Source organism: Alcaligenes sp. GCM10023179, from assembly GCF_042653705.1.
GTDB classification, from domain to species: Bacteria; Pseudomonadota; Gammaproteobacteria; order Burkholderiales; family Burkholderiaceae_B; genus Alcaligenes; species Alcaligenes phenolicus.
In genome coordinates, this window is record NZ_JBHSIQ010000001.1 from 274224 (window position 1) to 288471 (window position 14248).

A 14248-nucleotide genomic window follows, 5' to 3' on the forward strand; every position below is an offset into this window, starting at 1 on the left:
CTAATTATGAGTATTGATGAGGTGACATTAAGAGAGATAAAACTAAAGTATAGGCTTATACTTGGTGGTGATTACGAGCAATTGAAGGTGAAAGGTTTTGTTCCTCGTCCAGGTGTTAAGCCCATTAAATTAGCATTGCCCTTTAAGTGGAGATATCCTGATAGAAATGTAGAGTTTACTCTGCATTCTTGGCGGTTTTTAAATCCATTTTTTAGTAAGTTTTTGTTAAGCTCTGATGCTTCATATTTAATAGAGGCGATTGAGTATGTGAAGGATTGGCAATCTTATAAAAAGTCAGAAGATAAAAAAAGCCAATTTCTTTGGTACGATATGGCGGTAGGTCTTAGGTCTATTATATTAGGGTTTTTCTTGGAGCTTTATAAAAAAAACATTCTACCTCTTGATGATGATTCTTTGCTTCTGCTGAGTGATTTGGCGGCTGAGCATATAGATAATTTATCATGTGAGAAAAATATTACAGCTGGTAATCATGCCTTGTATCAGGTCATGGGGTTAAGGATTTTGTCTTTATCTATAGGTCGAGATAAAGAGTTTTTTAGCTACTGTAGTTCTATCTTGGAAAATCTTATCTCACTTAGTTTTGATAAATATTCGGTGAATACTGAAAACTCGCCCTTTTATCACGGTTACAATGTTGAATTATTGTCTAGAATGAGGTGTGGGGTTTTTCCTGGTTTGGATGAGAAGATAAATAATATTATTCGCGAAGGTTCAGCTATTACTGGTTGGCTAACAGGTATTGATGGTGATTACTATTCAGTAGGGGACTCTGAGGGGGAGGGGAAGCCTATAAAAAGCGCAGGCCCATTTGATCCTGTTGAGTCACGAGTTAAGCATGTGCACAAGGATCTTAGTCCTTCTGGCTATATCGCTGTTAGGACGCATCCACGTATTGATGTTTTAGATAGTTTTTCTCTTCTTTTTCATGCTACGAACAGCAGCTATGTTCATGCACATGCAGATCATCTTTCTTTCATCGTGTTCTTAAGAGGCCAGGAGTTGATTACTGATCCTGGTAAATACACGTACGAGTATGGTGCTTGGCGTGATTATTTTGTCTCAGATAAAGCCCATAATGTTATTGGTTTGAGTGACCGTGTTTTTCTCCCCAAAGATATACCTTTGGGTGCTGCTAGCATCGACCCTATTGAGCTTGGAGAGAGCTTTTACCGGCTGTCAGGCTCCGTGAAGAAATCAGAAGATTTTTCATTTTCCAGGAGTTTGTTGTATAAGCCGGAATGTGGATTACTTCTTCATGATACTGTTCATAATCAAACCTCTTCGAATTCTGAAGTGAGATTTCATTTTGGTAAAGATGTACAAGCTGTTTTTGAAGATGGCATTATTTCTCTGAAAAAAAATGAAAGTTTGCTAGCTATTTTAAAACCGCAAAATAACTTTAGTTCCATTTCCATAAGGAGTGGCGAAGAAGCTGGATTTGGTTGGGCTAGTAAGAGCTACAATGATAAATTCGAAATAGATGTTTTAGTTATCGAATATGACGCAAGTGTTTCTGAGGTGATTACTGAAATTATATTTAAAATGTAGTTTTTTGGCGAATTATTGTGAATAACTACTTTTTGTCAATAAAAGATAGAGCGCAGAAAAACAAAAAAAATAAAAAATTATTTGTGGATTTTTATAGGATAAGAAGAAAGCTAGCTTTTGATATACCTTTTGCTTCGCTGGGAAAAGGCGATTTTTTGAAAATTAGGAATTTTCAATCTTCTTATCCCTATGAGATTTGGGTTCTTTGGGCTTTAGAAGATAGGGTGTTCTCCTTCCTCGATTTTGAGGATTGTATTGATTTTCTTGAAAGGGATGTCGATGCGTTAATTTCTTTGCCGGATTACCGTTACTCTTCTAGGCTGGATTTAAAATTTTCTCATATTGTACGTATTTTAAATACAGTATTAACTAGCTGTAGTTATATAAGTAAAGATTTTCGTTCTAGATTGATTGTTGGATTGGAGAGGGCGGTTTCTATTGGGCTTCCGGTTTATGAGGTGGAGTATCAGTTTATAGAGAGCCCTGAGGATATTTTACGGCAATCAAACCGTGATCGGTATTTGCATAATATAGCAGTGATTGGCACTGTTGTACTTGCCCTTGCTGCGACTGCTGTTAAACATCCTTCTTCTTCTGATTTAAATGGCAAAGTAAATATTTTATTTAAGGCGGTTCTGGATTCAAGGCAGGATGGTCACACGGAAGGGGTTTCTTATGATGGATATGTTCTTGATTTTTTTCTGGATTGGTTGAAAGAGCAGCCCTCTATTGTGCAGAGCGATTTTTTGAATCATCCCGAGTTATATCGAATCTGCTATCAAGCAATCTCACTTTCTGCTCCGGGTGACATAATGAATACGGCCCCGATTGGAGATGTGGAGCCATTTCATATGTCATTTGTATGGTCGGCTATTGCTAAATTGCAAAGATTCCAACCTCACCCTGCTTTAGCTTGGGCGTTATCTTTATGTGATTGTAAGCAATTGAGAACTGATGCTTTGCGAGTTCTGGCATATACGAAGACGATGGAAGGCAATACGAAAACTTTGCTAAATGATGAAAGAACTAATTATGTCGTGATGCTGCGCTCTGGCTATGAGGTAGATGCCTTGGCGGTGGCTGTCGGACTTAACCGTTCTTCTATGGGGCACATACAGCGAGACAATGGTTCCCTAGTTCTAGGGCTGAGTAAAAGGTGGTGGATTGATGACCCTGGCTACCAACAGTATGCAGAGAGCTCAGAGCGGGAGTTTACGGTTGGATATACAGCGCATAACTCTCCTGTAATTAATGGAGTAGGGCAGAGTTTTAAAAAGGGTAAACAAATACTTCAATGTCTCCCCAACTCCTCGTTGCAGGTTAAGTTTGTCATCTTGGATCTGACTGATTGCTATCCTCCTGAGGCTAGAGCGCTACGGGTGTGGCGTGCTATTTGGCTGGTTCGGGACCAGCATGTTGTTGTGTGTGATTTTGTTCAATCAGACGCTCCTTTGAGGTTGGGCTGGTATTGGCACGGGCACCCTTCTTTATTTTGGGGGATGTCCCCTGGGGGGATGAGTTTGCAGTCCGAGGAAAGTCCTAGTGATCAGTTGCATGTCATGAGCCCGCAGATGGCACTGGGTCTGCGAGACCTGCAGCGATTGCCGGGATCCCGTGGGCAGCAAACGGTGTGTCCGAGCGTTTTAGCCCCTGAGAATATAGCGGTCTGGTGGGTGTTTTCCAGAAAATCGCAGCCTCCTGTGTTCAGTATCAATCAAGACTCTTTTGAGATTGATGGAACGCGCGTTTCGTTGGGCAATTGCAAATGTATGGCTGAACATGCTGTGAGCTTTTTGCCGTCGGAGCACGAGCCTGTGGGAGTGCTGGCATGGCGTAGAGAACATTCTGTCTACGCGATTTGCAGGGCTAATCCCGTGCACTTTTCAGGTGAGGTTGAGTATGCGTATTATTTGATGGCTGACGGGAAGAGGGTGCTAGCTCAGTGGTATGGACCGGATGACCGAGTTGTCTTGGATATACCAGTTGGGTGTAGGCACTCCTCATTGAAAGTGCATGGCTTTGTGCGAGAAAAAGCGAATCCAGATCGAAGAGTTATGAGAGTAGTATCAGTGTGAAAGAATCCTCTTGGTTTGCAGATTTGGCATTTTGATGAAACACCGTTATACATTGCTGACCGTAGATACTGAAGCTCTATCTAGGCGCGCAGAGGACAATCACGTCCAACGCTTGGTCTGGGGTGAGCATCTCACCGGAACTGCTGGCATCCGTGAAATGAGCTCCATTGGTGACGAGTTCGGTGCCAAGCATGTGTTCTTTGTGGACTTGTGTGCCACGATTGCGCAGCAGCCTCAGATGTTGGAAGCGGTTCGCTGGTTGGATCAGCAGGGTCAGGATGTGCAATTGCATGCCCATCCTGAAACTTTACCCAAGTCTTTTTGGGCTAAACATCGTTTGCCTCCCAGTCCCGGTTTGATGAACCAATACAAGGACCAAGCTCGTGCCGAATTCGTTTTTCGGCACTTTGGCAAGCTGATCTCCGATGTCACAGGCAAACCCATCCTCGCCCACCGCGCAGGCTCGTTTCGCTGGAATGCCCTCACAATCCGTGCTTTGCAGGCCGTTGGCATTCCTTTGTCGTTCAACCAGTCCATGCGGGCCGCCTTGTTAAAGCGTTGCCCCACAGGCCAGCCTGATTGCTTGCCTTACGCCTGGTCGAACGGAACGATTGAAGTGCCGGTCACAGAGCGTTTTAAGCCCGGTGAACCGGGGGGCAAACCAGATCGCTGGTCCAGCCTGACTTATCCGGAATCTTCTTATTTTCAATATGGTTCGCGGCCTACGACTTTCTGGAAGGATCCCTTGTGGTCCTTGCCCAAGGTCTCGGTGGTGTTGATGCACTCCTGGTCCTTGTTGGACCTGGATGAAAACGGTCATTTCCAGTACACCAACGACCGCTTGCTGGAGGGTTACCGCCTGTTCTTGCAACGAGTTGTTAAGGATTACGACGTGATCACCACAGCGGATTTTTTAGATCTGCAGGCGCGGGGTAAAATCCGTCTTTCGCGAACAGTTAACTTAGAGCAGGTAGAAACACAGGTATGAGGGATCGCTACGCAATGATTACGGTCGACACAGAGGCGCTGCCAAAGCGGGCCTCTGACGACCATGTTAATCGTCTGATCTGGGGGCGATTTCCAAAGGGTACGGCCGGGGTGGCCGAAATGTGCAAGATCGGTGACGAGTTCGGCGTCAAGCATGTGTTCTTTACGGACTTGTGCGGGGCTTACTCCCGTCTTGACGAGCTGAAAGAAGTGGTGCGTTGGCTGGATGAGCAAGGCCAAGATGTACAACTGCATACCCACCCGGAGTACTTGCCCGACAGCTTCTGGAAAGAGCATGGTTTGTCGAACCGTCCGCAGTATATGAACCAGTACACCGAGCAGGCCCGTGCAGAGTTTGTGTTCAGGCACTTTGCAGGTGTGATGTCCGAGGTAACAGGCAAGCCGGTTCTGGCTCATCGGGCGGGTTCATTCCGCTGGAATGCGGATACGATTCGTGCTTTGAAGGCAGTGGGCATTCCTCTGTCCTTCAATAACTCTGTATGCGCTGTCCACAATAATCAGTGTGTTTACAGCAAACCCACAAATAATCCTTTTGTTTGGTCCAACGGCGTGATCGAAGTGCCTACGACCGAGAAGCGGATTTTAGGTAAGGTAGGCAAGCCTGAATGGTGGGCTCGCCTTACTTACCCAGAGTCCAGCTATTTCCGCTTCCGCCCCTGGTGGGGGCAGTTGTTGTTGAATACGCTTAGCGGCAACCCTTCATTTGCGGTTTTCTTGCTGCATTCCTGGTCCTTGTTGTTCTGGGACGAGAATGGTCTGGGTGAGTATCGTGACGATAGCCGTATGGAGGGGTATCGCAAATTGCTGGCCCGTCTGACTAAGGACTATGACGTGATTACGACGGCAGAGTTTCTGGATTTGAAGGCTCGCGGAAAAATTGTTGTGCCTGATACGGTGGACTTGTCATTGGCAGAGCTGAAGGCAGAACCGGACAATAAAATTCAGAAAAAGGCCTGAGGAACATGTTCTTTAAGTTATGGCGTGGGCTGGTGCGCGAGCCTTGGATGGCTTTGAGCCGGCGTTTGACCTTGTTTACTGTGCGTCGGCAAACCCGACGCGGTCAGCGTCGCCAGACACCTTACGAACCCGTGCCAGGACGTTTGCTGTATGTGCCGGCTAGTGCCTTGCCGTATCACATCAGTGGCTACACTACCCGAACCCATGAGATTATCCGTGCCATGCAAGCGGCAGGCGGGGATATCTGCGTGCTGACTCGTCCCGGCTATCCATGGGATCGTAAAGACAGACTGGTGGATGCCGAGCAGGATGAAACCTTGGTGGATGGGGTGCGTTACGCACATGCTCGCAATCCTTCCAACAAGCGCCCCGTCATGCAGTTCGCCATAGAAGCTGCCGCTTCCATTGCTCAGGAAGCCATCAAACAGCGTGTCGCCGTCATTCATGCCGCCTCTAATCACGTCAATGCCTTGCCAGCCTTGATCGCAGCGCGCCAGTTAGGCATTCCGTTCCAATATGAAATGCGTGGCTTGTGGGAGCTGAGCCGAGCCTCCCGCATGCCGGAGTTCCGTGACTCGCAGGGCTTCAAGCAGGGTCTGGAGCTGGAAGGTCTGGTTGCCAGTCAGGCAGACCGCTTATTTGTGATTTCCGAGCAGTTGGGGCAGTACGCTCGCGAGCATTGGAATGTTGACCCGGCACGCATGGGCCTGATGCCCAATTGTGTCGACCCCTCGCGCTTTACTCCTGGCGCTGCCCAGGATGTGCAGCCCAACACGATTGTCTACGCTGGATCCCTGATTGTTTATGAAGGGCTGGACGTCTTGATTGATGCCGTGGCGGATCTGGCAGGCCGTGGCAAGGATGTGACCCTGACCATTATTGGGGATGGGGAGGCGCGCGCTCAGTTGCAGGCTCAGGTGCAAAGTCTGGGTATGGAAAAGCATGTGCTGTTTGCTGGTCGGGTCTCGCCTGAGGAGGCTCGCGCCTTACAGGCCAAGGCCGCGCTGGTATGTATTCCTCGTCGTCCCTTTGAGGTGTGCCGTATTGTGCCCCCCATCAAGCTGGTTGAGGCGATGGCGATGGGCAAGCCTGTTCTGGTGCCAGATTTGCCGGTGTTTCAGGATGAAGTGGGTCCCTGCCGTTCGGTGCGTTTTTTTAAAGCAGGGGATGTGCAGGACTTGGCTCGTGTGCTGGAGGAAACGTTTCAGGCTGGTCCGGAAGTGTTGGCCCAGGATGGTGCCTTGGCACGTGAAGAGGCCACGCAGCGTCGTAGTTGGGCTGACTTTGTGGTGCATGCTTTGCCGGCCGGGGCTAATTCATGATTGGTCGCGCAATCCGGGCTTTGGGGGCGCGCATCTACACGCACCCAACCGTCAGTGAAGACGGCAAGCCCGCGGGGCAGTTTGGACAATTGAAAGTAGCCTTGGTCTCGGATTACTTCACCGCAGACTGCCTGTCAGCCGAATGCTCTATCCGTATTCTTAACCCGCGCAATTACGAGGAGGTCATCTCCTCCTGGAAGCCTGATCTGCTTTTTGTGGAGTCCGTGTTTCATGGGCTGGGTGGCGCGTGGCGCTACGAGCTGGCCAAGCAGTCGCGACTGATCCGTTTGCGTACGCCTCGCACGATTTACAAGCTGGTGCAGTTCGCTAAGGATCAGGGTGTGCCCACGGTGTTCTGGAACAAGGATGACGGGGCGTATTTCGAGCACTTCATTGATGTGGCCAAGGCCTTTGATTATGTGTTCACCACGGACAGTGATTGCCTGCCGCGCTATCGCGCTCGCTTGAACCCTGATGTGCCTGTGAACACCCTGAGCATGCCGTATCAGCCTGCGTTTCATAACTTCACGGGCTTTGATTTCACACGCAAGGAAGGGTGTTTTACGGGTAGTTATTACCGCCGTATCCTGAGTGAACGTAGGCGTTTTCTGGACATGATTTTCGGGGCCTGTGAGGATGCGCAGATGCAGCTTAATGCCTACGACAGAAATCACGACAGATTGTCCCGGCATATCGAATTCCGCTTTCCGCGCTCGACGCATGTGCAGGTTCATGGTCAGGTTCCGCACCGCGAGACGGGGCGTATCTACAAAGAACATGTGATGTGCCTGAACGTGAACTCGGTCACGGATTCTGACACCATGTGCTCGCGCCGCTTGCTGGAGATTCTGGCCAGTGGGGGCATTGCGGTGACTAATCCCGGTCGTGCGGTGGATCGTTATTTCCGCGATTTCTGCCACGTGGTGCATTCCCGTGAGCAGGCCACTGAGTTGTTTGCACGTCTGCGCCAGGGCCCCACCGCGCAGGATTGCGAGCGTGCGGCGGCGGGGGCGGCGTATGTGCGTCAGTTCCACACCTGGGAGCATCGCCTCCAGGAGCTGGCTGATGTGGTCGGCTTCTAGGGTGCGCTTGTTTCCATGATTGTGAGCATTTTTGCGTACCTGATTCAGGCGCTGTTCTTGTTGGTTGTGGGGGCCTTTGCCCTGTACGTGGTTCTGGAACTGCGGGTACTGCTGATCTCGCGACGGGTGGAGCGTCGTAAGCTAAGCGAGCTGGTGCAGACGTCCGCCTCCTTGCAGCAGGATTGGTATCCCAAGGTCAGCGTTTTATTACCGATTTATAACGAGGCCGCTGTTGTCGAGCGTTTGATCGATGCGGCTTGTCGTCTGGATTATCCGGTGTCCGCGCTGGAAATTCTGGTGCTGGACGACTCAACAGACAAGACTGCGCTGTTGGCCCAGAACAAGGTGGATCAGTGTGCTCGGCAAGGTGTGCCCATTCGCCGCATTCAGCGTGCTGATCGTGCAGGCTACAAGGCCGGGAATCTGGTGCATGGCATTCAGCATTCCCAGGGCGAGTTTTTTGCGATCTTCGATGCGGATTTCTTGCCACCTGCCGATTTTCTGCAGAAAACCATCCCCCCCTTCAAGGACGAGAAGCTGGGGTTTTTGCAAACGGGTATTGGCTATGAGAACCGCGATCATTCTTTTCTGACCCGTTTTCAGGCCATGGAGATGGGCCACCAGCAGTATGTGACGGTGGGGCTGAGTGAAGACGGGGACATGGCCTCGCTAAGTGGCAGTTCCTGTGTCTGGCGACGCGCTTGCGTGGAAGCCCTGGGGGGCTGGAATGCCTCTACCATTACCGAAGACGTGGACCTGGGCTATCGAGCTCAGTTTGGTGACTGGAAATACGCTTATTTGCGCGATGTGGTGTCCATGTCCACCTTGCCCGAGAACATCAGCGCGTTCCGTGTGCAGCGGGAGCGCTGGGGGCGGGGGCTGATTCATAGTGCCTTCAAGCATCTGGGGCAGATGTGGCAGCAGGACATGCCCTTGATGAAGCGCATGCATGCGTTTTCCATGATGTTTTCATCGGTCATGCTGGCGTCGATTTATGCCCTGATCTTGCTAAGCCTGCCGCTGAATTATTTGCTGAATTTTGACCATGTCGTCTTGCAGTGGGGCGCGCCGCTATTCTTTTTGCTGGTCGCTGTCTGGGCGTTGAATAATGCTTTTGGTGCCCGCAAGGGAGCACGTTTTGATGACAGGCCGGGGGTGTTGGGCACCTTGTGGCATACCTATTTGTATGTTGCCATGTTCCCGCCCATGGCTTGGTATTATTTTGTCGGTGGTGTGCGAGCCGCCTTCAAGGTCTACGGGGAATTTAATCGTACCCCCAAAGGGGAGGGCGAGAAGGTGGCTAGACAGCCCCGCATCAATCTGTATTTGCTAATTGGTGAAGTGTTCACTTTCCTGTATTCAGCATTGGCCCTGTATGTGGCCATACGTATGGGCAACTATTTGTTGATTCCTCTGAATGCGACGGTTTGTGTAGGCTTTGGCATGGTTTTGTACTGGTCCTTCCAAGAAAGGAGAGCGCGTGGGCGTCGCTGAACCAGCAGAGCAGGAACGGATTCTGATTACCGGTGCCACCAGTGCCATTGGTGGCGAGCTGGCGCTTTACTACGCCAAGCCCGGTACAGAGCTGACTTTGCATGGTCGCAATGCTGCGATTCTGGAATCTCTGGCCGAGCGCTGCCGACAGGCGGGTGCGCAGGTACAGACGCATCAGCTGGATTTGCGTGATCTGGATGCCTTGCATGACTGGTTGTCGCAATGCGCAGCCTTTGATTTGGTCATCGTGAATGCGGGTATGAATATCCATGTAGGCCCCAATGGCGAGCCGGAGGCCTGGGAAGATACCGAGCTGCTGCTGGATATCAATGTGAAGGCCTCGCTGCGAGTCGTGCAATCTGTGCTGCCCGCCATGCGGGCGAAAGGGCGCGGTCAGATCGTCTTGATGAGCTCCTTGGCCGCTTACTTTGGTCTGCCCACCACGCCGTCCTATAGCGCCAGCAAAGCGGCGGTCAAAGCTTATGGTGAAGGTCTGCGTGGTTGGCTGGCTCCGGAAGGAATCAAGGTTAATGTGGTGATGCCAGGCTACGTTAGCTCGCCCATGTGCGATGCCATGCCGGGCCCCAAACCGTTTCTGTGGACCCCGCAAAGAGCAGTCAAGCGTATTGCCCGTGGCCTGAAAGCCAACAAAGCGCGTATCAGCTTTCCGTTTCCTTTGAACCTTGGTTGCTGGTTCCTCGCCGTGCTGCCCGCCCGAGTGTCTGTCTTTATTCTGAGCAAGATTGGCTATGACGCTTGAGCCCGGATTCTGGACTGCAATCCTGGCTGCCGTGTCGGGACTGGCCCTGACAGTCGGTCTGGAGCGTTTCCTGCAAACAGCAGCCAGCTTGCGTCGTCCTGCAGCGGCCTGGGCTTTGCACATAGGCCTGTACGGTTTAGCATATGTCGCGCTGGTTCTTGTGCTGGGAAGGCCTATCTTTGCCACGGCCTTGCTGTGCGCTTTTTTCCTGCTGCTGGTCGTGGTCAGCAATGCCAAGTTCAAGGCCTTGCGTGAAGCTTTTGTATTTCAGGACTACGAGTATTTCACGGATGCGATTCGTCATCCTCGGCTCTACATTCCTTTTCTGGGGTGGGGGAAGTTCTTTCTGGCAGCAGCGGGTTTTATTGCCGCATTGACGATTGGCTTGTGGCTGGAGGCCGTGCCTGCCTTGCGGGCTGCCTGGACAGCGCAATGGGGAGCCTTGGCGCTGCTGGCTGTGCTGAGTCTGTGCTTGCTGCTTTGGGGCAATAGTGCGCGTTTGATGGTGCAGATTGCACCTGAGCAGGACGTGCAGGCCTTGGGGCTGTTAGCCAGCTTCTGGCGTTACTGGCAGCAAGGGCGAGAGCGCCCCAGCTTGTCCTCTCCTTTTGAAAATGCTGCCCCAACGTCTGCGTCTGTTTTGTCCGGTGCGGATTCCTTGGGGGGGCTGCCGCATCTGGTTTCCATACAAAGCGAGTCTTTCTTTGATGCCCGGCGAATTTCTGACGGGATTCGACCAGAAATTCTGGCGGAGTTTGACCGCTTCAAAGCTGAAGCGGTTGCCAGCGGATACTTGCAGGTCCCCGCTTGGGGCGCGAATACCGTGCGCTCGGAGTTTTCCTTCTTGAGCGGTATTGAAAACAGCGCTTTGGGCGTGCACCGCTTCAACCCCTATCGCGCGGTATGTGCAGGATGGTCAGTGGCGACTTTGGCTTCCTGGTTGAAGCAGCAGGGTTACCACACGATTTGTATCCACCCTTATCCCGCCAGTTTTTACCAGCGCAACCGTGTTTTTCCGCTGTTTGGGTTTGACGAGTTTCTGGACATCAAGGCCTTTGCGGATGTGGAACGTACAGGCCCTTATATTGGCGATCTGGCGGTGGCGGATAAAGTCGCCAGTTTGCTGGAGCAGGCTACAGGGCCGGTATTCATACACGTGATTACGATGGAGAATCACGGGCCTTTGCATCTGGAAAAGGTTGCAGCGGGTGATATCGAGGCCTTGTACCATCAGCCACCTCCACCAGGTTGCGACGATTTGACGATTTACTTGCGCCATATTCGCAATGCCGATGCCATGCTTACACGTCTGCGCGGAGCCTTGATCTCGTCGGACAGGCCTGCCAGCCTGTGCTGGTATGGCGACCACGTTCCCATCATGCCTTCGGTCTACGCGGCGCTGGGTACGCCTTGTGGGGATGTGGATTACTTTATCTGGAACTCTACACAGGGGCAGACAAGAACGCCGCATCGGGATGCGGCGATTCATGATCTGGCACGGGAGTGGATGGGCGCGAGTGGATTGATGAGCCAGTAGACGCTTTGTCTACTGTAGTCCTAGTACCAATCAACAACATTGCTTGCCAGGGCGTTATGCATTCCCGCATCGCTGGACACCAAGATGGCCCCTATTGAATGGGCATGGGCTGCAATCAACATGTCCATATACGAGAGCGAGCGACCTTTGGCTTCTATGGCTACACGGAAAGCCGGATAAACATCGGAAACGGAATCGTCCCAATCCAGCACAGTCATCGTGCTTAGCAGGGCTTCTGTTGTCGCCTGCAAGGTGGGTCTGGACTTTTTGGCAAACCCATACATCAGCTCAGCGAGCACAATATTAGATACAAAAATATTGCTGGGACTGTGTCCCAGCATAGTTTCTCTTACTTTGCCTCTGTTCATGGCAGCATTGGAAACAGCATTGGTATCTAGCATGTAGATCATTCTTCCCACCCTGCGAAATGATCTTTCTCGGGGGCGGGGTCTTGATCTCTGTTCAGATCTTCCAGGAAACCTTCGAATTCAGCAGGGTCATTATTAGCGGCAACATTAAGGAAGTGATCCCAGCCTCTTGGCTTTGAGGACAGAATGACATCACCAGACTCCTGGTCTCGTCGTATGAAGACTCTTTTCCCTTCGAATCGAAAACCTTCAGGTAGACGAACCGCTTGACTATTTCCACTCATGAACACGCTTGTTGTCTTGCTGGTGGGGTGAACTTTCTTGGCGGGTAGTTTTACGTTTGTACGCATAGTTACCTCCATGGATTTGGTATATACGAATAGTATACACGTGGAGGTTGATGAGAAAATAGTGCCCTAGGTCTTTGATAGATAATGAGGTTGGGCAGGGGCAGCTAAGTGGACAGCCTTAGTTCTTGAAAACCTCTATCCAATGCCGAGTAGACGCATCATGTTCAGCAGAGCTTTCTTTCTCTCCCGACAGCTCCTGCAAAATCCCGTTCGCCAATACTTTCCCGTACTCCACCCCCCATTGGTCAAACGGGTTGATCCCCCAGATCAAGGCCTGCACAAATATCTTGTGCTCGTACAAGGCCAGCAGGGCGCCTAGCGAGAAGGGGTTCAGGCGAGGTAACACAATCAGGGTGTTAGGGCGGCCGCCCGAGTGCACGCGATGGTGGGCAAGTTCGGCAGCCTGCTCGCCCAGACCTTGTTGTTCGCACTCGGCCAGGGCCTGCTCGTAGGTTTTGCCGCGCATCAAGGCTTCGCGCTGTGCCAGACAGTTCGCCAGCAGCAGGTTATGGTGCTCGACCTGATTGTGATCCGCCTGCTGGCACACAATAAAGTCCACAGGAGCGCCATCGCTGCCCTGGTGTAGCCACTGATAGAAGGTGTGTTGTGCATCTGTTCCGGCCAGTCCCCAGACGGCTGCGCCGGTAGCGATTCCAACCGGTTCACCGCTGGTGGTGACGGACTTGCCCAGCGACTCCATATCCAGTTGCTGAATGTAGGGCACCAGATTGCCCAGGCGGAAGTCGTAGGGGGAAATGTTCAGTGAGCCATAACCCAGCACACTGCGGTTGACCACGCCAGCCAGTGCCATTTGCACGGGCACGTTGGAGGCGATGGGGGCTTCCTGAAAATGCTGGTCCATGGCTGCAGCGCCTGACAGCATGCCGGCCACCACGTCACTGCTAACCGCTAAGGCCGTGGTTAAGCTGACTGCCGACCACAGGGAGAAGCGGCCACCTACCCAATCCCAGAACTGGAAGACATTTTTTTGTGGAATCCCCCAGTTGGAGGCCGTTTCAGGGCGGGCGGTGACCGCAACGATTTGTTCGTAGGGGTTGGCAACGCCAGCGGCTTGCAGCCATTCCAGGGCCCGCTGTCCGTTCTTGAGAGTCTCGGTCGTGGTGAAGGATTTGGAGGCGATCACGATCAGGGTGTCGTGAGGGTCCATGCCCGACAAGGCATGTTCCAGCGCATGGCCGTCGATATTGGCCAGAAAGCGTACGTTGCGCCAGCTGTGGCGATAGCCAAAGGCCGCCAGGGACAGGCGCACGCCCCAGTCGCTGCCACCAATACCAATATGGATTATGTTGCGCCAGCGGCGCTCGGAGTCGGCGACGCGTACGAATTCGTTCATACGCTCGCGTTCCTTGGCAACTTCCGCCGTGGGGGCGGGGGCGCGCAGGGCGCTGTGCCAGGCGGCGCGTTGTTCGGTGCCGTTGACGATGCCGCCGTTTAGCAACTGCTTGCGTGCCGTGTCGAAATGGCGGGCTGCTAAAAGAGCGGCTCCGGCTGCTTGAAGTTCCGGCGAATGCCGCTGTCCACTCAAGTCCACTTGCAAGCCTGCGGCTTTCAGGCAATGCAGGTCCAACGCGTATCGATCAGACTGGTGAGCTGCCTCGCAAAACCCGGTCCATTCTGGCAGACCGGGTAAAGGGGCGGCAGAGGGAAGGGTTTCAGCGTTCAGGGGCATGGGGTTTTGGCCTGCAGTAGACGAAACCGCCATTGT

12 protein-coding genes are annotated in these 14248 nt (G+C 51.9%); 9 read left to right on the forward strand and 3 right to left on the reverse strand.

Going from position 1 to position 14248, the window contains the following annotated elements; translation table 11 throughout:
• The first annotated feature begins 6 nt into the window (after positions 1–6).
• From ACFPDR_RS01260 to ACFPDR_RS01300, 9 genes are all read left to right on the forward strand, one after another.
• Positions 7–1569 (forward strand): heparinase II/III domain-containing protein, encoded by a 1563-nt coding sequence (locus ACFPDR_RS01260; RefSeq protein WP_376910258.1) that lies wholly within the window; start codon positions 7–9, stop codon positions 1567–1569.
• 17 nt (positions 1570–1586) lie between these two features.
• Positions 1587–3644: a heparinase II/III domain-containing protein gene (locus tag ACFPDR_RS01265; RefSeq protein ID WP_376910260.1), complete on the forward strand. Its 2058-nt coding sequence runs from the start codon at positions 1587–1589 to the stop codon at positions 3642–3644.
• Positions 3645–3801: 157 nt separating this feature from the next.
• Complete coding sequence (locus ACFPDR_RS01270) at positions 3802–4632, forward strand: polysaccharide deacetylase (protein ID WP_137431540.1); 831 nt, start codon at positions 3802–3804, stop codon at positions 4630–4632.
• A 14-nt stretch (positions 4633–4646) separates the two neighbouring features.
• On the forward strand, positions 4647–5609 hold the full coding sequence (locus ACFPDR_RS01275; RefSeq protein ID WP_240688318.1) for a polysaccharide deacetylase: 963 nt from the start codon (positions 4647–4649) through the stop codon (positions 5607–5609).
• Positions 5610–5614: 5 nt separating this feature from the next.
• Entirely contained in the window at positions 5615–6931 is a 1317-nt protein-coding gene (locus tag ACFPDR_RS01280; protein WP_376910263.1) for a glycosyltransferase, read from the forward strand.
• Complete coding sequence (locus ACFPDR_RS01285; protein ID WP_021447224.1) at positions 6928–8013, forward strand: CgeB family protein; 1086 nt, start codon at positions 6928–6930, stop codon at positions 8011–8013. Before ACFPDR_RS01280 ends, ACFPDR_RS01285 begins: the two co-directional genes overlap by 4 nt.
• Before the next feature lie 15 nt (positions 8014–8028).
• Positions 8029–9507, forward strand: a complete 1479-nt coding sequence (locus ACFPDR_RS01290) for a glycosyltransferase (RefSeq protein WP_250756229.1) — start codon at positions 8029–8031, stop codon at positions 9505–9507.
• A complete protein-coding gene (locus tag ACFPDR_RS01295) occupies positions 9494–10267 on the forward strand; it encodes an SDR family NAD(P)-dependent oxidoreductase (RefSeq protein ID WP_376910266.1) in 774 nt (257 codons plus the stop codon). Before ACFPDR_RS01290 ends, ACFPDR_RS01295 begins: the two co-directional genes overlap by 14 nt.
• Entirely contained in the window at positions 10257–11804 is a 1548-nt protein-coding gene (locus ACFPDR_RS01300; protein ID WP_376910267.1) for an LTA synthase family protein, read from the forward strand. Before ACFPDR_RS01295 ends, ACFPDR_RS01300 begins: the two co-directional genes overlap by 11 nt.
• Positions 11805–11824: 20 nt before the next feature.
• Here the strand turns inward: ACFPDR_RS01300 and ACFPDR_RS01305 are convergent, their stop codons facing one another.
• From ACFPDR_RS01305 to pgi, 3 genes are all read right to left on the reverse strand, one after another.
• Complete coding sequence (locus tag ACFPDR_RS01305) at positions 11825–12205, reverse strand: PIN domain-containing protein (protein ID WP_181900204.1); 381 nt, start codon at positions 12203–12205, stop codon at positions 11825–11827.
• A 5-nt stretch (positions 12206–12210) separates the two neighbouring features.
• Entirely contained in the window at positions 12211–12522 is a 312-nt protein-coding gene (locus tag ACFPDR_RS01310; RefSeq protein ID WP_060185429.1) for an antitoxin, read from the reverse strand.
• A 118-nt stretch (positions 12523–12640) separates the two neighbouring features.
• Positions 12641–14212 (reverse strand): glucose-6-phosphate isomerase, encoded by a 1572-nt coding sequence (gene pgi / locus ACFPDR_RS01315; RefSeq protein ID WP_376910270.1) that lies wholly within the window; start codon positions 14210–14212, stop codon positions 12641–12643.
• Positions 14213–14248: the final 36 nt, after the last annotated feature.